This window comes from Singulisphaera acidiphila DSM 18658 (genome assembly GCF_000242455.2).
Lineage (GTDB): Bacteria > Planctomycetota > Planctomycetia > Isosphaerales > Isosphaeraceae > Singulisphaera > Singulisphaera acidiphila.
The window spans coordinates 5,547,175-5,570,232 of sequence record NC_019892.1; the positions used below are offsets into that span (position 1 = coordinate 5,547,175).

A 23,058-nucleotide genomic window follows, 5' to 3' on the forward strand; every position below is an offset into this window, starting at 1 on the left:
GAGTATATCACGCTAGGCCAATAACTTCTGCTGGGCAGTGCGGATGCTACGGCGGCGCATCGGGGACGGGGCCTGGCAACGACGGACTCCCGCGATGGCGGTCGGACTTGCCGGTCATGTGTGGTCGCTCAAGGAATGGCTGATGTTCCCAGCCGTTTAGTCGTCTTCAGACACGACCGGCTCCTGACCTCCTTGCCGAGTCAGTAACACACCCAGGAGGAAACCTGAAAAACTCGTGAAGACTATCACAAGCATTCCTAAAACAATACCGACTACAGGGTATTCTCCGTGTAGCTTCATGGTTCCCGGAGGAACGGGTCGCCGGGCATTGAACCATCTTTCAAGGGTGTTGATTGCCAGGTCAGGGTAAGGAAATCTACGGTTCAAGCCAAACAAGTACTGATGCATGGCCAGATTGTGCCCCCAAGCCAGATACAGCGAGGCCACGAGGCCGATGACGAGCAGGCTTGATACACCAGCACGTCTCCTGTGCCCGCGAACGGCCGGAACGAAGACCCGAGCAATGGTGAACGCAATGGCGAAACTGAATCCCCATGCGACGAACGAATAGGAGACGACTATCAGGGCATAACTCAACGACCCCTGCGCTCGTACCCAGGCGAGGATAATGCCCAAGGCGACGACCACCGCCATTGATGCTCGTAGAGTGAATTGGCTACTACATCTTGACCAATATCGCATCAGCAAGCACTTGGTTCTACTGTGGCCGTTTTGGGGGCCTCGTAACTCTTTGTCTGGAAACTACTTGCGAACGTTTCGGGGGGTGTGTCTGTGTTCGAGAATGCCAGTAATTAGGTTCATGATTCCTCGTTACACCGCAGTAACGACTCACTTTCGCGGCGATTTGCTCGTACGTCGGCGCCGGCTCGCGGAGCAATTGCGTGAACACCTGACGCGTCTAGGATACTGTGATCGCCGGGGTTTCCCCCCCCGAATCTCCGTCGTTTTAGGCGTAAAAAACAATAAATTTACAAATTATAATATTGGATTGCGAATCCAGCCCATCCAGCTCCGCACCTCGCAATGATCGAGACCGGCCTCACCGTTGCCGGTCTCGAACACCTTGTCGACCCGGTGCCGTTGACGCTGGGCGCGGACCATCTCGGCCAAGGGAACCTTTGCCTCAGCGTTGGTCAACGCGTAGTCGGTCCGCGACTCACCGACCGACTGGATCACCACCAGCCGCTCCTCGGGCCCGATCCGGTTTTCTTGCTTGGCACGCACCCGCACCGTCATCGCGTTCACCTCGAGCGGACCCTTCTCGCCATCGCGGACCGTGATCCGTTCCCACCGCGATTCGGGCTGGTTCTTGGCCCAATGGTCGACCCTCTGGAACGGCACCTCACGCTGCCGGCCCCGCCCGGCGTGACGACGCCTGGGACGGCGCTGCTCGAGGTCCCGCCCCGTCGTGTTGCAGGGCACGTCCAGGAGGTAACGCTCGGTTCGCCACCGCAGCGCGGCTCGGAAGTTCGCCGGCCGGCCCAACTCGTCATTGCCGACGATCCAGCCATGGGGCAAGCCGGGCCAGGTTCGATCCAGGAGGTCCAGCGCGATCCGCCACTTCTCCTGGAACTTGATCTCGGGGGGGACATGGCATTTCTCGCGCCGGGCGGTGTCCTCAGCCCAGTCCTCGGGGAGGTAGAGCCGGCGGTCCCAGGGGGCGTAAGCCAGGAAGACGCCGACCTGGCAGTTGTCGAGCTTTCCCTGCCGGCCCGACCACTGGCGTCCGACGCCGCAAGATTCGGTTCCCTTCTTGGGAAAGGAACGGGGATCGATGACCACCACGCCGTCCGGTTCAGCGAATTTTTCACGCACATGTTCATGCAGTTCTATCGTTGCGGATTCGTCATCCCATTTGCCAGCGCCGACGAAGAACTGGATCGGCTTTCGTGGCCGTTCCGCCTGAATGGCGATCGGTTCGCAGGTTTTGCGTTCCAGGCCACTGAGGAGTCTGCGAATGACTCGGACGGCGTTGGCGCGATGTTCGGCCCGATAGAATTTCGGGAGATCGCGTTGGAGGAAGGCGGTCCGAACAGCCCTGAACGGCCTCGGGTGTGAGGATCGCGTCGTTCAGGAGGGCTTGAGCTTTGGGGTGATCTATAGGTGAAATAAGAGGATCTTAGTTAGGGTTCTGTCTCATTGCTATGATTCAGGATAACAAAACGCAACCGGCCTGAAAAGTGATCGGTTACAGTAGAAGTAAGGACAAGGGTGGCATCCCTGGATCGGTCCGAGTCGGCTTCCGCACGCCGAAATGTAGCAGGATTATTGTAATGAAAAAATATGAAAATACTAATTAGAATCCCGTCTCGCCAGATTGCCCAAGCCGTACAGCTGTGCACGCTGGCCCTGCATAATTGGTTCTAAGGATGACGAGGTCCCGTCTTCCTAACGTCAATTTCTCGCACGCAACCGTCGCAACATCACTGTTGCGCCGACTTTGGCGTGTTGTCTGGCCGAAAGATCCTTCAAAAAGCCATCGCCGTCGATTTTCTTGTGATCAAAGAGCTCGGTCCGTCGATTAAGTTCTCTAGCATCGGGATCTTGACGGGACCACCGTTCGAGAAGTCCAAGTAATGCTCGCTCTTCCACTCCTGAAATCGGTACTCGCCGATATCCTTCATCTGGAGGTGCGTAGTTTTCCATAACAACATTAATATAGCCATTAAGCGTATTTTATATGCAGACATCGCGATCAATTCATTTCGCATCTCTGAAACGTAGGCCTGTACTACCGCCATCGTCGAACGACATTGATTCGACAATGGTAATTGGCTCGACAACATGTCGTAAGTACTGGCTCTGGCTTAGCGGTGCCGGTCCACGTCTCATGCCGTCTTTCCAAAGGAACACCGCTGAGCAAAACAGAATGCAAACCACGATCACCCGGCCAGCCAATCTCATCACTTGGTGGCCGGAACGTAGGTCAGAGTTTGAGAAGATCATGGAGGGCAGTCCTGGAATTCAAAGGCATCTTTGAGATTACCACTCAATCTGAAGGCCCATTGCTGACAAAAGTGGCTTGTGATTTATCCGGCGGAAGCACTCCTCGGTCGATTTGATTGTAAAAAAATGATTGTTTGATAAGCTTGTTCTCGTCTCGCTCCTCGTCGAGATTCTCCGAATTCTTTAGATCGCCTCACCGTCACATAGCATACGCCGCACGGTCCTCGAACCATTCGGCGATGATTTCGGGGGGCACGTCATGCAAGGCCGAACCGAACGCCGCATAGACTGCCTCCGTCGTTCGGGCTGCCGCCGTCCTCATTGCCCCTTTGACCTTCGAAAACATCTCCTCGATCGGTGTCAGGTCCGAACTCCATAGCGGCAACTTCAGAAATACTTTTCTGACCAGGCATGTGGGGTTCGCTTGGTAAAGAGTTAGATTCGGAAAGAAAACCAGGAGAAAGGTATCGTCACGATCCAGAAAAGTCCCAGTAACCTTCCGAGGCGGTCGATCCAACTCGGTTCGGGTTGCCACCTCCCAGAGAGAACCAGGTGCCATCGCCGCGACCAAGAGCAATGCGTCTAAAAGATGGAATTTTCTCTGGGGAAATCTGCGCATCCTAGAAGGCCTCAGACAATTGAGCGTTTTCGGTTCCATAAGATCGCGTACTCTTCTTGGGGCGATTTCCAATGCTCCTGAAGGTGTGCCTTGGGAGCGGCATGAATAACAAATAATTAGTAATATTTTTGTATTTAATTGTTTTTGTTGCCAATCTTCGGCGGCCCGGAAAAAGTCGATATTCGCACCGCTCAGTGGTAGAAAACCCCGAGAAATTCAGTAGGTGCCCTCTCTGATTTCGGACCTTTTGCCGACCCGTCAACGTTCGATCCTTCGGCTTCACGTCCCCCTCCTTGCGGGATGGTCACATCCCAGAGGAGCACGGTCGAGTCTTCGCTAGCGGTCGCCAGGAGCCTACCATCAGGCGAGAAGGCGAGGGAGTTAATCCCGTGTTCGTGTCCCAGGTATCGACCGAATGGTTCACCGGTGACTGCATTCCACAGTCGAACCACTGCGTCATCACCAGCCGTGGCCAAGGATTTGCCGTCGGGCGAGAACGCGACGGAGCGGATTGCAGACCTGCCATCTTCTGCGAGGGGCCGTTCGGGAATCCGCATGGTCAACCGACCCGTCCCAACGTCCCAAAGCCGTAACGCCCCATTGATATCCCCTGTGACCAGGGTTTTGCTGTCAGGCGAGAATGCCACTGTCTCAACACCACCAGGGTGCTTCAACTTACGGATCTGGACACCTTGTACTGGGTCCCAGAGCTGTGCATCTTCGCCACCTCCGACGGCAAGAAGTTTGCCATCGGGTGAGAAAGCGAGACTGGAAACACCGCTCTTCGGGGACGCCTCGAATTGGCAGACTCCGCGCCCCGTCGCCACGTTATTGAGCCAGACTATCCCCTGTTCACCCCCCGATCCTAGTGTTTTGCCATCTGGCGCGAAGGCCAGGGCGTAGAGGCGCTTCGGCTGTCGCTGGAGATGAACGACCTCAAGGCCCGTTGTGGTGTCCCAGAGGCGGACAATACCATCCTCGCCGGAAGAGCCGATGAGCCTGCCGTCAGGCGAGAAGGCTACTTCGTAAACCGGTCCATCGTGCCCGGTGAAACTGCGAACTTCTTGTCCAAGGCTTGCGTTCCATAGGCGTACCGCCGAGCGGCTGTCGCCGGTGACCAATGATTTCCCGTTGGGAGAGAACGCGACCGAATTCAGTCGGCCGTTATGTGGATAGCGGCGGATTTCGCGGCCGCGTTCAACGTCCCAGAATCGGAAGTATGCGCCCCCCGATGCAAGTCGTTTACCATCGGGAGAAAAGGCAAACCCGCCCCCAGATGTAGATCCAGGGAAGCTGCGGTACGCGTGACCTGTTTCTAGATCCCAGATGGTGAGTTTTTGGCGGGAGTCGCCTGCCGCCAAGAGTTTGCCATCGGGCGAGAAGGCGATCTGGTTGACGAGATCCTCAATGATCAGACCGTCAGGGAGCCGGTATGTCGGGAAACGGTGGAGTTCGCGGCCCAGCCTCAGGTCCCAATATCGCAGCGTGCCGTCATCCCCCGCAGAGGCGAGCCTCCGGCCGTCAGGCGCGAAGGCTACGCAGTTGACGGGGCCTCTGTGCCCCCGAAGCCTGATCGTCTCTCGCCCTGAGGCCACCTCGACGAGTACGACCAATCCGTCCCATCTTCCGATCGCCAACGTTGTCCCGTCGTGTGCCATCGCGACTCGCCAGGAGAAACCATCAACGTTCAATCGACTGAGTTTTCGTCCCGTCCCGACCTCCCAGAACCAGACGGTCGACGCCTCGTCTCCAACCGCCAGGGTCTTGCCGTCATCCGAGAACATTAGTGATCGAATGGGACCGTGAGGAATGGCCACTTCATAGAGTCTGTGTCCCATCACTGCCGTACCCACCCGCACTTTACCTTGGCTATCACCAGTGGCCAGCCTCTCGCCATCGGGCGAAAACGCAACGATGTCGGCCATGCCTTCGCGGTTGGCGAGTTGCGGGAGTGAGCGAAGGACTCGCCCCGATTTGGTATCCCAGAGCCGGAGCGGATTGGCCCAGAAAGCCGAGGTCGCCGTGATCGTGCTTCCGTCGCGTGAGTAGGCTATCGCGCTAGAACCCAAACCGATGAGGTCACGCACTGTCCCTGCTCTGACCACTGCGCCTGGAGGTAGTGGATCGCCGTAAAGGTCTTTGCGTTCTCCCGAGTTTGCATGAACAGCATCTGGGGGCTCTGAACACAAATCAAGCTCCACGTGATTACCTCTCGCCACAGTCCTAGAACTAGGCTTGAGCAGCGGCTTACACTGATCCTGCGCTCGTGCCCCTGACTCGCTATTGTTTATAAATAGTGTTAAAATTAATAAATTTGAAAAAATATTCATGTTATTGTTTTTCATGGTGTTTGTGCGGCCAGAAACGCAAGCATGATGTCATGGCTAATTGCGTGTTGTTGATCTTTGGCAAGACGGCAAAAAGTCCGAATTCAGAGAGTGTACCTACTGAATTTCTCGACGTTTTCTACCACCGAGCGGCGGCAAAATAGACTCTCTGCCGGTCCGTCGACTTTCGACAATACCTTCTGCAATGTGCGCGGCCTGAACGAAGGCAGCTGAAGCTCTTGTCTCCAGACAGGTGGAATCCAAGATCAGAAATCAAACACAGGAAATTGCAATAAATCAATGATTGAATGCATGTGTGCATCAATCATATTGTGATTGGGTATTGCGGTGCTATTGTATTCAATTGGCATTGTCGCAAGAGATAGAGCCTATACGGCTTTTATCTTTTACGTCTTTAATAGTGCCATTCGGCGAAATCATGTAGAATGGAGCCCTGTTAAGTCGCGTTTTCCTGAAGTTTTGATCGGCTGGCGACACGGTGTCTGATGCAACGTGTATATGTACGTAAGCGATAATTATGTAATCGCTTCCCTGAAGTTTTGTTCCGTCTTGAAGCCGTTTTGGGTCATGTATCATAATGTGGTTGTGCTCGCGTTTGGTGACGCCATTGTCTGTGAAATCGAATCCGTTGGTTGGACTCCATACGATCGTACCGCCATGCTCAACACGTTTTTTCTTTGTTTTTTCCATTTCTTGGCAAAGCTTGTCCAACACATTCTGGTCCAAAAACGCGTCGCCAGGAGAAGGTTCCTTTGGATGACGGGGCTTGTATGGATTGGGATAGGGCCGTATGGGGTCCACGGGATCCTTGGTGTAATCGTCGAGCAATTTAGGCGCCAGCCCAGAAGGGTCAGAAAAGTTGATGCTATTATTGCTTGAGTATCGATAAGTGTTGCTGTCGCCTGCATAAAACCCTAGAGGATCTTGGCTTATCCAACGACCTGTGAATGGATCCTCGACGCGGTATTTTGCAAGATTCAGCCCAGTCGACATGTCAAATTCCATCCCCGCGTACTTAAAGCGATCACCCGCGGTCGGCCAAGTCTCATTTAGGACTTGGCCATAGGCGCTGTAATCAACGTGGTCGATCAGCCCGGCCGAATTGTCAATGATATCGCCTATCGATCCCAGTCGGTCGGATAGATACCACGCGACACCACCAGCCGTATCCCTCGCCAGAACCTGATCCACCGCCGTCCCGTTTGTCGGGCCATGGAGGTAGCGAGCCGTCTGAGTCCCCAAAGAATCGAAGTCCAAAACTGGCGAATTAACGTCAAACAGCGTCCATCGTGTTGCCCCCCCCTCAGTTACGCCGATCCGACGGTCTGCCGCATCGTATGTGTAAGTTGCCAATACTGCAATGCTCCCTCCCACAAGTTGATCAACCTCGATAAGGCGATTACGGTAGTCCCATTTGTACAAGGTCTCATCTCCGCTGGAAACCTCCGTCTTGCTCGTCAGATTTCCTTCGACGTCGTACGCGTAGTTGAAGGTCCCATCCGATGTTATCTGATTACCCGTGCCCGTCGTATAGCCGGTCGTGTTGCGATTGCCATTGGAGTCATAGCCAAAGCTCTCGCCTGAGAAGGACCCGTTTGAGTGCGTTATGCCCTTCAGCTGGCCGTCGTTCGTATACGAGTAATTGAGCGTGTCGCTGGTGGTCCCGCCGGTGGTCGTCCAGATTTTCACTTCCTGAGTCAATCGGTTCACTGCATCCAGCGTATAGCCGTACTTCGAGACCACCGTTCCGCCATACAGTGACGTTTCGTGGACCAAGTCGGTCAGTCGGTTCGCCGCGTCATAGGTATAGGCCGACACCAGAACCGTCGACGTCCCCGCCAGGTCGGAATAGCGGGTCAGGCTCGTCAGGTTGCTATTGAGATCGTAGCCGAAGTCGACTCGCTCGGGCGAGATGCCCGGACCGCCCGATTGCGTTTCCCGGTAGAGTCGGCCCATCTGATCGTAGGAATAGCTGACCACCCCTCCCAGGCTGTCCGTCATGCTCGTTCGGTCACCATCGTAGTCATAGCCGTACGTCAAGGTTACCTGGGGCAAACCCGTCGTCCCCTGATCGTCGACGGTGATGAGCCGCCCCGCATTGTCGTAGGTGTAGGCATAGTGGCTGTTGTTGTCGGCGATCGATGTTGCCCGCCCTGCGGAGTCGTAGGTGATCGTCATCGTGTAGAAGGCCGATCCACCACCGATCGGTAGCCACTTCTCGGTGGTCTCCCGGTTGTCCGCATCGTAGGTGTACTGGATGATTCGGCCGAGAGGGTCGACCTTCTGGGTGAGGTTGCCGACGAGGTCGTAGGTGTAGGTGGTCACGCCGCCGGTGGGGCTGGTCTCGGTGGCCATCCGATTCGCGGCGTCGTAGGTGTAGGTTGTCGCATTGCCGACGGGGTCGGTGAGGCTCGTCAAGCGTCCGGCCAGGTCGTAGCTGTACGTCGTCGTGCCGCCGCCGGTGGGCGCGGTCTGGGAAACCAGGCGATTTCGGTCGTCGTAGGCGAAGCTCGTCACGTGGCCGAGTGGGTCGGTGACCGTTGCCTGGTTGCCGTTGGCGTCGTAGCCGTAGGTCGTCACATGGCTCAGTGGGTCCTTGACCGAGGTCAGGCGGTTCAAGCTGTCGTAGGCGTTGGTCGTCGTATGACCGTTGGGGTCGAGGACGGTCGTCCGGTTTCCGTTGGCATCGTAACCGAATGTGTAGTCGCTAATGTAAATGTTCGTGTATTCGTCCATGATTGTGGGTAGATGGAGAACCTGGACTCGGCCATCGACGTCACGGAAGTAGCTCGTCGAACGAGTGCCGTTATACGCGTCTCCCGGCGTGGCCGCTGCCACGAGAGCGCCGGTGAGGTCGTAATAATAGGTGGTCGTGTTGCCGTTGGGGTCGGTGGCGCTGGTCAGACGATTCGCGTTGTCGTAGCCGAAGGTCGTCGTATGGCCCAGGGGATCGGTCATCGTTTTGAGGTTGCCGGAGGCGTCGTAGGTGTACGTCGTGTGGTGGCTCGTCCCCTGGTTGACCGCGTCGGTCATGCCCGTTTGCTCGTCTCTTGCGTTGTACGCGAACGAGGTGACGTGCCCCAGCGCGTCGGTGACCGTCAGGAGGTTGCCGTCCGCGTCGTAGGTATACGAGGTCGCCTTCCCGGCCCCGGCTTGGATCGGGTTCTGCATCGAGAGGACGCGACCGGCCAGGTCGTACGTCATGGTGGTCGTGTGGCTCAATTCATCGGTGACCGAGGTGATGTCACCCGCAGAGTCGTAGCCGTAGACGACGTGCGGCGTGCCCGTGCCCGTGCCCGTGCCCGGGTAGGTGATCGTCGTGAGCTGGCCGCGTGAGTCATAGGCAAAGGTGGTCGTGTGCCCCTTGCGGTCGGTGTCGGTGAGGACCTGGCCCGCAGAGTTGTACGTCCAGTCCTCATGCAGGCTGTCGGGGTCGGTGCGGCGGAGGACGTTGCCGTGGGAGTCGAGGGTGAAGGTGGTCGTGTTGCCATTGAAGTCGGTGATCGACGTCGGGACGCTGTTCACCCCGTAGGTGATCGTCTCGATCTCGGAATCCTCGCCTGTAAAGTAATTGTGGACGTTGCCGGGCAGGGTGATCGAGGTCACGTTGCCGTCGACGTCGTACGTATAAGTCGTCGTCCGGTTCAGGGCGTCCGTCCGCGCCACCGGGAAGCCCCGGTTACTATACTTGGTGCTGGTTGAGGCGCCGGTGGCGTCGGAGGTGCCGGTGGGATGGCTCATCCAGCTGAACCCGATCGTTGTCGTCCGCCCGTTGGGGTCGGTGACGGACCCTTTGAAGCCGGTGGCAAGCGTACCGATCCCCCCGTAGGCCGTCAGGCCCCGGCTCTTGGCCGGGGTCACGCTGGTCGTCGAGGTCCCGTCGAACAGAGTCTCGCTCGACAATAATCCGAACGAGTCGTAATGGGCCGTGGCCGTATGGCCGTTGGGACTGACTTCGGTCGTGACCAGATGGTTGGAGGGGGTCGAGTAGCCGTACTGGGACGTGGCGCCGTCGGGGTCGACGATCTGGGTCAGGTTGGCGTTGGAATCGACCGTAATCGTCGTCACGCGAGCGGCTGGGTCGGTGATCTTCTGGAGATGACCATAAGTGTCGTAGGTCAGCGTGGTGACCAGGCCGACGGGGTCGGTCATCGTCTGCAAGGCGCCGGCCGCCGCCCCGGAGGTCACGTAGCCGAAAGTGGTCGCGTTGCCGTTGCGGTCGGTCATCGACGTCTCGCGGCCTGCGGAGTCGAACTGGAAGACCGTGCCGTTGGGGTAGGTGCGGGTCCAGGTACCGTTGCTGTTGTGGATCAGCGTCGACGGATCGCTCAGAGGGCCGGCGTACGTGAGGCTGGCGGCGTGCTGCGCGAACGGGGCGGCGGCGAGCATGCCGTAGGTCGAGGTGAAGGAGGAGGTCGGCAGGAATCCGCTGGAGCCGGGGTCGGGCAGGATCAGGTGAACCTCGCCGGAGCCGTCGGTCAGGGCGATGCCTGGCTTGCCGGTGCCGTTGAAGTCGGCCGCCACGATATTGCCGCCGGAGCCGAAATAGCTCCCGTTGGTTTTGATCATTTTCCCGGCCCCCCAGGTTCCACTCACGGTGAGGGGGAAGACCTGGACATAAGCCTCGAGGCTCTGGTTCCCCAGGGGCACGGCGATCTCGAGGCCGTCGGCGTCGCCGTTGAACTTGCCCGCGACGATCCCGATGGTGCCGTGCGCCGCATGCCCGTCGGCGAACGTCCAGGCGGTGAACGTGTAGCCCCCGGTGCCGTCGCCCGTGAACACGTCCAGGCCGATGAAGGGGTTGCCGTACTCGGTGATGTCCGAATCTTTGATCTCGACGACCAGGTCCTGCTTACCGTCGTGGTTGTAGTCGACGGCGACGAGGGCGACGGCGGTGTCGGTCGAGGGGAGGGGCAAGGTCGAGGCGGAACCCAGCGAGCCGCTGCCGGTGGCGAGCATGACGTCGACCAGGCCGTTGTCGGTGGTGAAGGCGAGGTCGTCCAGGCCGTCGTTGTTGACGTCGACGGCCACCATCGTGTTGGGCGTCGTGCCGGAGGATACGCCGTTGCCCGCCGAGGTCACGACGGGCGAAGCGAAGGTGCCGTCGCCGTTGCCGACGTAGACGGCGACTGAGTAATTGCCGGCGACATAGCTGGGGACGAGCAGGACGGCCAGGTCGAGGACGCCATTGGTATGCCCCGAGAAGTTGCCGACGGCGAGGGCTTTGCCGGTTGTCCCGCTGGGGAGCGAGTAAGTGGCGCCCGCGGAGAACCCGCCCAGGCCGTTATTGATGAGGATTGCCAGCTCGGAGGAATTAAGCACGGCCTGGTCGGGCTTGCCGTCGCCGTTGAAGGTGCCGGCGACGGTCCCCACGACGTTGCTCGTGGTTATGCTGGAGGTGGAGGTGAAGTGGGCCCTGCCGTCGTTGGCGAGAATCTGCGAGTCGCTGGTGCTGGTCGCCAGAGCCAGGTCCTGGAGGTAGGACTGGCCGTTATTGTAGAGGGTGTCGAATCGCTCGGTCCCCTGCTGCCCCGCGGTGATCAGAACCGAGCCTCCCGTGGTCAGTTGGGAAAGCTGCTGGAGGCCGCCGACGCTCCAACCCGCGCCGTAGGGACTGCTGACGGCGTTGACAATGTTCACGTCCCCTTTGATGGTCGATGTGATTGAGGAGGGGGAGGAACTGCCGAAGTTCTCGGTGATCACCATCGAATAGTGGTAGACGCCGGTGGGGAGCGCTGAGGCGTCGACCTGGAGCGGGAGGGTGTAGGTGGTGTTGTCGGCCAGGCCGCCGGGGGTGTAGTAGGTGACGGGCGATCCCTGGAGGACGCCCCCGAGGGTGATCTGGGCGGTGATCGAGCTGATCGAGGCGGAGTTGGCGGCCGTCTGGGTGGTGAACTGGGCCTGGACGACGGGATAGGGATGGGCCTGGCCCGAGCTGTATTGAAGGTCGATCCCCCGGGAGTATCCTTGCGACTGGTAGAGAACGCTCTGATGATCCTGGAAGAAATCGCCCGTGACGAGTCCGGCGTCCGAAGCCATCGCAAGCTGGGGTCTTCCCAGGTCCGGCATGCCGCCTCCGTTGGGAATATCGACCCCGGGCGCGGCCTCATTGCCGGTCGTCTCGCATCCGTCGCAGGGAGAGGTGATCTCGATAATGATCACAAGGGTCGTGGTCAGGAGGCATCCCGTGAAGGTGAACCGGGATCCGTCTCCCGGGACGCCGCCCCCGCCGCCCCCGCCGCCCCCGCCGCTGCCCCCGCTCCCGCCGCTGTCATCACCACCTCCGCTTCCGAAGTCGAGCCTCTCCGCCAGGGAATTCAGGGTGTTTGGGATTGCCCCCGACGGCGCAGAGGCGAGCCTGACTGGGGCAAGCGATGTCATCGTCGCGCCGTCGGCCGAGACGACCATCCGGCCGATGACGTCGTGTCCACCCGTCTTCATATTCATGCCCAGCAGGCTGACGACCAGGCCGGGGGCGTAGCCCTGCGTGTTCGGCATCGTCAACTGCACTGGCTTGGTCAGGTCGATCCCGACCGACTTGTAGAGCAACATCCCGCTGCTGACGCCCGGCGGCATGTGCTGCGCCGACAAGTTGGCCGACAGGTTGGCCAGTTGCAGCTCGCCTGAAGCCTGGGCCTGGTCGCCCGGGGTCACCCTGATGTCGAAGCCGGGCATCGCGGGGTTGGTGACGTCCATCGCGTTCGACGAGTTGGCGCGACGGAACGACGCCGTGGAGGTCCAGTCGATTTTGGGTAGGATGAGGGGCTGGATGATCGCGTTATTGGCGTTGGCATAGGGCTGGTGGCCCAGCAACTGCTCCACCGGCGCTGTCAGATTGAGCCAGTCATCCGTCTTCGACTTGGAGTCGCCGACCTTGATCGGCCCCGGGGTCGTGGGCACGCCGGTCAGGGTGAAGTTTCCCTTGGCATCGGTCGTGGATTTCGCGTCACCGATGGCTACCGGGATCCCCGCTCGGGGTGCGCCGGTCTCGTCGACGACGTGTCCCGACAGCTCGGTGGTCTCAAGCTGGGCCTCGTTGGCCTGGATCGGTATCCTGACGGCGGCCTTATGGACGCCATCGCTGGCCGCGACAGTGTAGGTTGAGACGCCCCCCTGGCCGGGAGCCGGAGAGAAGATCAGCTCGCCTGTCTGGCGGTTGAAGGTCATATGGTCGGGGAGCGGCTGGGGCGTGATCGTATAGGTGACGTTTTGACCGAATAAGCCTCCAGGCTGGATTGTCAGATCGAGAGTCGATCCTACATTAACATTTTGCACTGTCGCTGTTACCGTCGGCGGATTAATCACGGGGCTTATGGAAGTGGAATCGGGAGATTTTACGGAGGGTGTCTGCACTGATGGGTTATTCTTCGCGATCGGGGTCGTCGCCAGGGGCGTGCTAACGGTGGGAGTGATTACGGCCGGTCCTGGTCTGGATGCTGGGCTCGTGGCAGGCGGGGTGAGGAGTGCCGTCAGGTGGTGCCGGGCCGCATAGGTGGGATGCTGCTGGAGCACCATTGCCAGGCATGCTCCCCAACCGTTGCGAGCTGCGTAGGCTGAATGCTGCTTCAAGGCCTTGGCAAGGCCCCCGAGACCCTGGCGCGTGGCCACCTGGCGATTGCTGACGAGTTGCTGCGCAAACGCATCGAGGTCGGGGCGGGCGCTGCCGTCGTCCCGCAGGTGGAGGTGAGCTTGGGCCGCCGAAATCGGGATGACGCCCGACTTCCAGCCGGTGTGGCTGAGCATCTGGCGTGGCTCGAGCGACTCGAATCGGGGAGTGAGGGGCTTCCGTTGTCGGCGGCTCATGGGGTGCGGTCCTTCCACGTGAACGCCTTGCATGACTTCGTCGGCATCGCGCAGCACGATGCAGATGAATTGGGGCAAGGGTTTCGTCGGTAGAGCGATCGAGTTTGGAACGAGCGGCACACCCAGCGCCGAGGGGGGGGACTTGTCGTCGGGTGTTTGCAGACGAAATTAAGATCAAGATGGCTGAAATTATCGTCAGATCGGAATGCTAGGACACTTCAGCCATCAGGCGAACAGAAATCAAGAAGAATGTTTTCAGGACAGAACGATCAGACGGGCACAAGATATCTCTGGCAGTCCCGAAAGGAATGATTCATCCGGACTTATGACATTTCACAACGCCTAGAAAAATAATTCCGAGAGGGACGCGGAAGCCACCCGGTGGCAAGGTGCGGGACCGTGAAAATAAACCTTTTCGGATACACTTGATGATGATCACTACGTTTCGCACCTCTCGGTGGCTATTTCCTGCAATAACTCGTTGTCCTAAATTCTGGTGTCTGTTGATAGATTGTCGTACGCGACGTCTACTTCTGCTCGCTTTCAATCTCGCACCGATTACACCACAACCTCACTCCGCTCAGATCTAATCGACGGCGGGCGGTCTCAGGCATTCTTCGCTCTTGTTTCATCCACAGTAATGCCCGATCGCCCACCGTTCGCTTTGCTTCGGCGGTCAGGACAGACCGCTTTCGATATGAGTTTTATTGTTCGCGATTTGAGTTTGTGTGTAATTGATTTCGTGGTTGAAAGAATTCTTCGCCTTGCTCGTCGAGGCGTTGTTGGGACGTGAGCTGCGTGAGGCGATGAAGCGGGAAGGGGGGGAGAGAGCGTGCTTCTTGGGCTCGGAGGCCGCGTCTGCCAACGTCCAACGGCCCGTCACGTGATCGACTTATTGTTGGCTCAAGGGGTTACGACGGCTCCGCGAGGGCTTCGAGAGCGGCCATTTCTGATTCGTAAGGCGCGTGGTTCCGGGCGAGGGCCGCCATGGCCGCACTGCGCTGGCGTATGGCTTCGTCGTTGAGCACTTCATCAATGAGCCGACCGATGGTTTCCGCCGTGGCTCGCCGGAAATCGCCGCGCAGGCCGAGCCCGTGATACACGACGCGGGCGGCGTTGCCGAACTGGTCGAACCCGAGCGGGAATGCGATCATCGGCACGCCTCGAGCAGCACACTCCATCAAGGTGTGTAGGCCGCAGTGTGTGATCATGATTCGGGCATGATTGAGCATCTGGAGCTGGGGCAAGTGCTCGCGGACGATGGCGCCCGGCGCGTTCAGCTCGAGAACTTCCGACCCGAGGGCGCCCCCGGTCGCCAGCGCGAGTTGGAGGTGCGGTCGGGCGGCGCACGCATCAAGGACGGCTTGGAGAAAAGCACGGCGACGAGGGGCCGGCACGAAGGAAAGGAACTGGGTCCCCATCGCGCAATAGACGAGCGGCCGGGATCGGTCGAGCGGCTCGGATGAGAACGGCGGCTCGGCCCGATCTTCGTCGAAGCACCAGCCGAGCCAGTGACTCCCGGCTCGAGGTTCGAAGTCGAACTCCAACTCGCGAGGCGCGAGGAAGAATTCGGGGAGCGAGAGTTTGGGGGCCAGGAAGCAATCCCATTGGATCGGCCGGCCCGCCTCGCTTTGCGAGGGAGCGAGCTGACGCACGAGTTGCGGTAGGTTGACGTCGAGGCCTAGCGCAATGTCGAGGCGCCGGAATGTGTTCCGTTTCGAGAGGAACCGCGTCCAGGCCCATCGGACCGCCAGCCCGCTCCAAAAACCGGGACGCGGCACGATCCCGGCCCGCATCGGTGGGGACGCCGGGCCACGATACGAATAGAACAGCGGCGTCAGATAGGCACAGCGCAGCCCACGCCGCAAGGCGACCAAAGGGGCGACCACCAGGTTGGGGACGTCGGAATAGAAGAGCGCCAGGTCAGGAGCGATTCGATCGAACGCATGGTCGACCTCGTTGTCCCGGGAGGCCAGCATCCGGTTGACGATCGACCGGTAAATCCGCGTGAGCCGGCGCAGCTCTCGTAACTTGGCAAACCACGAGAGCGTGGCCAGGAACCGCAGCTCCTTGGCGAAGGACCCGGAACGGAACAGGCCCGCCAGCACGGGCATGAACTCGACCTCCTCGGCCCGGACCATCTCCTCAACGTCCGGCGTGCTGATGATCCAGATGGTATGCCCTCGCTGTCGCAGACGTTTGGCGAGAGCAATCGCGCTCATGATTACGCTTGGCGTTGGAAAAACACAAATCGCAATAGTCGCCAAAACCGGACTCCACGGAACAAGGGGGCGTGTACCCTTTCAGGACGTTTTCTTGCCCAAGTATACCAATCCGCACAAATCCTGTCTTTGCACACCGGGCTTGCCTCCCGGGCCCCACCACGGCTCGAGGTTGTTCCGGACGACCAGAACAACGCGATTCGTCCGACCCGGATCGATGAAGAAAGGGTGTTCGCGGGGAATCCCGGGAGGGGCTCACGGCCGAACAATAAAGGCGACGAGCCCTCAAGTTGGGGCGACATGTTGCCGAAAATTCCCCCCCAGACGTCAGTTGACATGCGATCAGTTGATCGGGTAGACCTACGCCGCGAGTCGCGCCCCCTTGGAGGAGCGAGTACCCGCACCGTGGGGCCCCCGGCAGGAGCCAGGAAACATCCAGATGAGCACGATGAAGGACATCGTTATGATCCCGAGCTTGGGAGCGGAACCGGAGCTGGTTGCCGCGGTCGAGGCCTGGACGCCGAACGGGCGGACGCGCCCGGCCGTTGCGATCGAGCCGCGCAGCGACGGCGTGCGGGTCAAGTTGACCTATCTGGGGGTGGAGAGCGGCGTCCTTTTCGCCTGGGGAGGCTGGGGGACGCGGAACTCGGTCCAGGCGACCCTCGACCGGCTCTATGACGTGCTCTCCTGGCGCGTGGTCAGCCCGCGTCACGGCAGTTGAAGTCACCCGGCCGGCCCGGCCGGAATTCGGCATCGAAGGTGGAGCGCCGAGGGAGAACAATCTCCCAATGGCCGGGCCTGCTGAGGCGAGGTTGCGTCTGATCTTTGGGGCTTGGGCGTTCTTTTTTTTTGCGCGAACCGGCTCGAAAATAGATTTCCCCAGACCCGTGTGTTAGCCTGGCTGTTTCAAGAGGGGGCGTGCGAATACCCCGAGGCGGGCAAGGGCGGGGCCGTACTTGCGATCGCGATCGCAAAGGGGTTTACACCGCGTCATTCTCCTCTAGAATCCCATAGAATGTGCGACAGTCGAGAGTTTTTCTCGCATAAATAATAACGACGTCGGCCGTTCGGTCGCGCGGCCCAAGGCTTTCGTTATCACTGCCGCAAAGGCGGCTGATTGCCTGAACCGATGATGAGTCACGAATCGGCTTCGAGTCTCCCCATTACGCACCTTGACGCAGGCCCAAGCACCCCCCGGGATGCCGCCGCAGTGACGGTGGTTGTCATGGGGCCGGAAGGGGCGCGCGAGCGGGACGACTGGATCGTGGCCGAGGAGCCGCTGGAGATCCGGGCCGGTGGACCCGGTCAGAAGGCGACCAGCGTGGCCGTGACCATGAGGACGCCGGGAGCCGACCCCGAGTTGGCCGTCGGGTTCCTCTATACGGAAGGTCTGATCGCCTCTTGCGCCGAGGTGGTCACCGCGAAACCGCTCAACGAGCGGCCGGGCCGCGCCGCTTGCAACATCATCGAGGTGGCCCTGTCGCGGCCGTTCGACGGCTCGGCCCTGAAGCGAAACTTCTTCGCGACCTCGAGCTGTGGCGTCTGCGGTAAAGCCACGCTCGAGCAGGTCGCCGTGCGCTGCGCACCGGTGGAGGCGGGGCCGGTGATCGGCCGCTCGGTCCTCATCAGCTTGCCCGAGGTCCTCCGGGGGGCGCAGACGGTCTTCGACCGGACCGGGGGCCTGCACGCCGCCGGCCTGTTCGACGCTGACGGTCGCCTGCTCGCTTTGCGTGAGGATGTCGGCCGGCATAACGCGGTCGATAAGCTGGTCGGTCGTGCTCTTTTGGATGGGCTCTTGCCGCTCTCGGGGCGAATCCTGCTCGTCTCGGGGCGGACCAGTTTCGAGATCCTGCAAAAAGCGGCCGTTGCCGGGGTCCCGATCGTGTGCGCGGTCTCGGCCCCTTCCACGCTCGCGGTCTCTGTGGCCGAGCGGCTGGGAATCACCCTGGTTGGTTTCCTCCGCGGCGCGAGCTTCAATGTCTACACCCACGCTGATCGGATCGACCCGCGACGGTGACGTTTCCGAAAATAAATAGATAGGGGAGAGGCGTCCATGTCTGATCCGATCGGGAAGTCATCGGCCCCGGCCTCTGACCCTGCCTCGGCGCACGCTGAACCTGTGGTCCATCCCGCCGAGTTGGCCAAGGTCGATGTCCGGCCCTATCACCATCCTGCGGCCGGCTTTGGCGCGATCGCGAGCACCGTCAAGCACACGATGCATGAGATGGGGATGTTCCGGGGCGCCTCGACTCTGCTCAAAGTCAATCAGGCCCACGGCTTCGACTGTCCCGGCTGCGCCTGGCCCGAGCCCGGCGTCGATCACCGCTCGCATGCCGAGTTTTGCGAGAACGGGGCCAAGGCGGTCGCGGCCGAGGCCACGACCCGGCGCGTGACGCCCGACTTCTTCAACGAATGGTCGATCCCCCTCCTCCTCGAGCAGTCGGACCATTGGCTCGAGTCGCAGGGCCGGCTCACGCACCCGATGGTCCTCACCGAGGGCGCGTCCCGCTACACGCCGATCACCTGGGACGACGCCTTCGACCTGATCGCCAAAGAGCTTCACAGGCTCAACACCCCTGACGAGGCGATCTTCTATACCTCGGGCCGCACGAGCAACGAGGCTGCGTTCCTCTACCAGCTCTTCGTCCGCCTGTTTGGCACCAACAACCTCCCCGACTGCTCGAACATGTGCCACGAGTCGAGTGGCGTCGGCCTGGGCGATACGATCGGCGTGGGCAAGGGGACGGTCTCGCTCGCTGACTTCAACCTGGCCGACGCGATCTTCGTGATCGGCCAGAACCCGGGGACCAATCACCCCCGGATGCTCTCCGCGCTCGAAGCCGCCGCCCGGCACGGCTGCCACATCGTCAGCGTGAATCCGCTCCACGAGCGGGCGCTCGACCGGTTCGCCCATCCCCAGCACGTGGGCGATATGCTCAAGGGGGGGACGGCGATCGCGGAGCTGTTCCTCCCCGTCCGGATCAACGGCGACGTGGCCCTCCTCAAGGGGATCATGAAGGAGGTCCTGGACGAAGAGCGCCGGCGTCCCGGCGAGGTCCTTGACCGGGCGTTCATCGCCGAGCATACGTCCGGCTTCGAGGCGTTCGCGGCGGCCCTCGACGCGGCTTCCTGGGAGGAGATTCTCGAGCAGAGCGGCGTCGACCTTGCCCTGATCCGTCGTGCTGCGCAGATCTACATCAAGGCCGAGCGCGTAATCGTCTGCTGGGCGATGGGGCTGACCCAGCATAAGAACGGGGTCGCGAATATTCAGGAGGTCGTCAACCTGCTTTTGCTCCGGGGTAACCTGGGCAGGCCGGGGGCGGGGGCTTGCCCGGTCCGGGGGCATAGCAACGTGCAAGGGGATCGGACGATGGGCATCTATGAACGCCCGTCGCCCGGATTCCTCGACCGGCTCGGCCGCGCGTTCGGCTTTGAGCCCCCTCGTGAGCACGGCTTTGACGTGGTGGCCGCGATCAAGGCGATGCACGAAGGCCGGGCCCACGTCTTCTTTGCAATGGGCGGCAATTTTCATTCCGCCTCCCCGGACACGGCCTACACGGCCGAGGCCCTCCGCCGTTGCCGACTGACGGTGCAAGTCTCGACGAAGCTGAACCGAGGGCATCTGGTCACCGGCCGCCAGGCCCTGATCTTGCCTTGCCTCGGCCGGACGGAGTTGGATCAACAGGCGGGCGGGCTCCAGTTTGTGACGGTCGAAGATTCCATGAGCGCGGTCCATAGCTCGCGTGGGGGCCTGGTGCCGGCTTCTCCATTTCTGCTGAGCGAGCCGGCGATCGTGACGCGCCTCGCTCGGGCCGTCTTCGGGTTCGACTCGCAGGTGGACTGGGAATCCCTGGCGGCGAACTACGACCGGATTCGCGATGGGATAGCCCAGGTGATCCCTGGATTTGAAGACTTCAACAACCGGGTTCGCCAGCCGAACGGATTCATCCTCCCGAACGCGGCCGCCGGACGCCGGTTCGACACGTCCACCGGCAAGGCCAAGTTCAGCGTCTTGCCGATCCCCCGGATTGAGCTTGCCCCCGGCCAGTTGCTGATGATGACCATCCGCAGCCACGACCAGTACAACACGACCGTGTACGGCCTGGATGACCGCTATCGCGGCGTCTACCACGAGCGGCGCGTCGTCTTCATGAACGCGCACGACATCGCCGCCCTCGGCCTGGTCGACCGCCAGGTGGTCGACCTGATCGGCGAGTTCCGCGGCGAGCGCCGGCTTGCCCCTCGGTTCATCGTGGTCCCGTACGACATTCCTCGCGGCTGCACGGCCACTTACTTCCCCGAAGCAAACGTGCTTGTTCCGGTCGATGACTACGCCGACGGCAGCCGGACCCCCGCCTCGAAGTCCGTCGTCATCCGCGTGGTCCCAACCGAATCGCCCGATCAAAGTCAGGAGAAGTCTCGCTCGCCTCACTAAGCCGTTGTCGAGCTGCCCGAGCGTGATGAAGGCGCGGCCGTCGGAATGGTCATTGGCCCCGCAGGACTAGCGGGCAATATCGGGCCGCTGGTCGGACATGATTGCATCCAATCGTTCGTGGTGGGTTCGATGGTCGAATATGGCAAGCCGCTCGATGAGGTTGCCTACCAGATTGAATGCCTCCACATCTCCATGACCCTTTTCGATGCGGAGCAAGCGAAAATCCTGGCTTCGCTGACGCTGTAGCAAGGAAACCGGGCTACTACTCCGTTACGATTCTGGTACGCATTTGCACGAGTGCGTGATATTAAAACTCTTAAGCCCTTGATTCTGCAGGTGTTCCGTCAGATCAAAATTCTTAAGCCCTTGATTCTGCAGGCTTTCCGTTGGATCGAAATATTGCAAATGTTATTGTATTTGTGTTTATTGAACGCCGCAAAGCCTGATGGCACAGAGGTTTAGGGGACGTGGCGGAGTGATGTTCGGAGCGGCATTCCCCCTCGTTTCTTTAGGGCACCCTTGATCTGAGCGGCGAAGCATTATCTACTATCACGTTCACGGGGCCATCCCTTTCTCATAGCTGGTCCCGCGACTCTCTATCGTGCGAACATCTCGTTCATTACGTCTCCTTGCTGGAAGGAACTGCGCGCATGTGTCTCTCTGACTTGCGTCGGCGCTCAGGATTTACTCTGATCGAACTCCTCGTGGTCATCGCCATCATCGCGGTCCTGATCGCCCTACTCCTGCCGGCCGTGCAGGCGGCCCGAGAGGCCGCCCGCCGCGCCCAGTGCGTCAACAACCTCAAGCAGATCGGTCTGGGGCTCCACAACTATATATCCGCACAGAATAGCTTCCCGCCGCTGGCGGGCAACATGTGGATCTCTGGTCCTGCAAGCCCCGGCTGGGGCAATTGGCCGCTGGGCTGGGCCGCGTCGCTGATGCCGAATATGGAGCAGCAGCAGCTGGCCAACGCGGCGAACTACTCGTTCGGTGCGGACCAGGTGCAGAATTACCAGACGGTCTGCCGGGCGCGGGTGGCGACGTTCATCTGTCCGTCGGAGAGCATGGGCACGGGACCATGGCTTGCTTCCTCCTGGATGAACTACTGCGCCAATGCCGGCGGCCCGGCATCGATGTCGACCTGGAGCGGTGTCATCATCCCAATGCGGGAAGAGGCCCAGAAAACAGGGGTGGGGACGAACTACCCCAACAACTGCAGGACGATCGGCATCGAGAGCGTGACCGACGGCACGTCGAACACCGTGGCGTTCAGCGAGCGGCTGGTCGGCATCGGGCCTGGCGATGTTACGGTTACCCGCGGCTCGGCGGACGCGAAGCGAGTCACCTTCGGCCCCGTGTCGACCGTCACGGCGGACTCGGGAGGCAGCGTGCAGGCCATGGCGTTCGTCCAGGCCTGCCGCTCGCTGCCTGCCACCACCTCCACCGCCGGACAGCAGAACAACTCCTGGATCGCCGGCGCGGTCTGGGCGGGCTCGCACGCCAACACCCTTCGGTTCAACAGTTACACCCACGTCAACACGCCCAACGGCATCTCGTGCATGGCTGAGGGTTATCCGCCGGGCCAGGCCATCGACGCTATCACCGTTGGGAGCAATCATTCCGGCGGCGTCAACGCCTGCATGGCCGACGGCTCCGTTCGGTTCTTCAAAGACACTGTCGCGATCCCGACCTGGTGGGCGGTGGGTACCCGGGCCGGCGGCGAGATCGTCAGCTCCGACTCGTTCTGATTCGACGTCTGCTTTGTCGAGATGCTGGAAAAGCTCGCGACGCGAAATCTTTCTCCCCTTGAGTGGAGAAGGGGGCCGAAGGCCGGATGAGGGGTGGCCCGGCCTGAGGCCTTCGGATCGGAAGGCGGGACGTGCCCGGGCCGATGGCGAGATCCCGCGGCGGTCGACCCCTCATCCGCCCCCGCGGGGCACCTTCTCTCTCAGGGGGAGAAGGTTGTCGCCCGAGCCCTCCTTGCGACTCTTCAACAGAATCATCGACGCCCCGAAGGCCGGTCATACGAGACGCCCGGCCTTTCCCTCAATGTTTGACAAATGCGAAGAGGATTGTTCCATGTCTTTCACGCGAATGACGTCGGTCGGCCTTGTCCTGGCGGTCTTCTTTGCCCTCCCCGGCTGCGGCGAGGGTGGCGGTGGGACTGCGCCGACGATCGATGAGACCCGCCCGGACGCCGGCCTGGAGGCCTCGAAGAAGCTCCAGCAGATGCAGCCGCCCCCGCGGCCCGGTGGGGCCGGCAAGAACGCCCGCCACTAAGAGTACCGGCAGGATGATGGTGCCGAGGACGATGAGACGATTCACCCCGCCGTTGGTCGCAGTCCTCCTTGAATTATGTGTCACCCAGTCGTCTTGGTGGGGCCACGGCCACCCCTCGGAAAATCAAGGAAGATCGAGGTCAGCCGCTTAGGGCGTTGATCACTTGTCAGAGGCGTAGATTCCGGGTGGCTGAGTCCGGGCCCCAGCCACCCAGGTCGCTCGGTCTCTGATTTTTTCGTGCGAAATCCCCTCTCGTTGCTTGGGCGGATCCTGCGGGTCAAGGGGATTTTGCTGTTGACAGGCGAGGGTGACGAGTGAAAAGCTGTATGAAATAAGGAACCTCAAGGGTTATCTGTAAGTAACGGCTTCTCTCTCGAGCGGATC

The 23,058-nt window shown here is 60.5% G+C and carries 10 protein-coding genes and 1 pseudogene; 6 read left to right on the forward strand and 5 right to left on the reverse strand.

The genetic code is table 11. The features are described from left to right. Positions 1-156 precede the first annotated feature (156 nt). From SINAC_RS21925 to SINAC_RS21960, 5 genes and pseudogenes are all read right to left on the reverse strand, one after another. Entirely contained in the window at positions 157-654 is a 498-nt protein-coding gene (locus SINAC_RS21925) for a hypothetical protein (RefSeq protein WP_015247778.1), read from the reverse strand. 342 nt (positions 655-996) lie between these two features. Beyond that, positions 997-1,986: pseudogene (locus SINAC_RS21930) on the reverse strand (IS701 family transposase); the annotation flags it as partial. A gap of 1,791 nt (positions 1,987-3,777) precedes the next feature. Then, positions 3,778-5,673 (reverse strand): WD40 repeat domain-containing protein, encoded by a 1,896-nt coding sequence (locus SINAC_RS21950; RefSeq protein ID WP_015247782.1) that lies wholly within the window; start codon positions 5,671-5,673, stop codon positions 3,778-3,780. 600 nt (positions 5,674-6,273) lie between these two features. After that, the gene (locus SINAC_RS21955) at positions 6,274-13,737 is read right to left on the reverse strand and encodes an FG-GAP-like repeat-containing protein (RefSeq protein ID WP_015247784.1); all 7,464 of its coding nucleotides are present in this window, start codon (positions 13,735-13,737) and stop codon (positions 6,274-6,276) included. Between the two features lie 911 nt (positions 13,738-14,648). Then, on the reverse strand, positions 14,649-15,959 hold the full coding sequence (locus tag SINAC_RS21960; protein ID WP_015247785.1) for a nucleotide disphospho-sugar-binding domain-containing protein: 1,311 nt from the start codon (positions 15,957-15,959) through the stop codon (positions 14,649-14,651). A gap of 439 nt (positions 15,960-16,398) precedes the next feature. On the opposite strand from SINAC_RS21960, the gene SINAC_RS21965 reads away from it, so the two are divergent. The 6 genes from SINAC_RS21965 (at position 16,399) to SINAC_RS21990 (ending at position 22,674) form a co-directional block, all read left to right on the forward strand. After that, positions 16,399-16,680, forward strand: a complete 282-nt coding sequence (locus SINAC_RS21965) for a hypothetical protein (protein WP_015247786.1) — start codon at positions 16,399-16,401, stop codon at positions 16,678-16,680. A 489-nt stretch (positions 16,681-17,169) separates the two neighbouring features. After that, positions 17,170-17,976 carry a formate dehydrogenase accessory sulfurtransferase FdhD gene (gene fdhD, locus SINAC_RS21970; RefSeq protein WP_020467204.1) on the forward strand — a complete coding sequence of 269 codons (807 nt, stop codon included), beginning with the start codon at positions 17,170-17,172 and terminating at the stop codon, positions 17,974-17,976. Between the two features lie 36 nt (positions 17,977-18,012). Beyond that, complete coding sequence (locus tag SINAC_RS21975) at positions 18,013-20,394, forward strand: FdhF/YdeP family oxidoreductase (RefSeq protein ID WP_015247788.1); 2,382 nt, start codon at positions 18,013-18,015, stop codon at positions 20,392-20,394. Between the two features lie 45 nt (positions 20,395-20,439). Then, complete coding sequence (locus SINAC_RS21980) at positions 20,440-20,640, forward strand: hypothetical protein (RefSeq protein WP_015247789.1); 201 nt, start codon at positions 20,440-20,442, stop codon at positions 20,638-20,640. Positions 20,641-21,044: 404 nt separating this feature from the next. Further along, positions 21,045-22,142, forward strand: a complete 1,098-nt coding sequence (locus tag SINAC_RS21985; RefSeq protein WP_015247790.1) for a DUF1559 family PulG-like putative transporter — start codon at positions 21,045-21,047, stop codon at positions 22,140-22,142. Between the two features lie 331 nt (positions 22,143-22,473). After that, a complete protein-coding gene (locus SINAC_RS21990) occupies positions 22,474-22,674 on the forward strand; it encodes a hypothetical protein (RefSeq protein ID WP_015247791.1) in 201 nt (66 codons plus the stop codon). Positions 22,675-23,058: the final 384 nt, after the last annotated feature.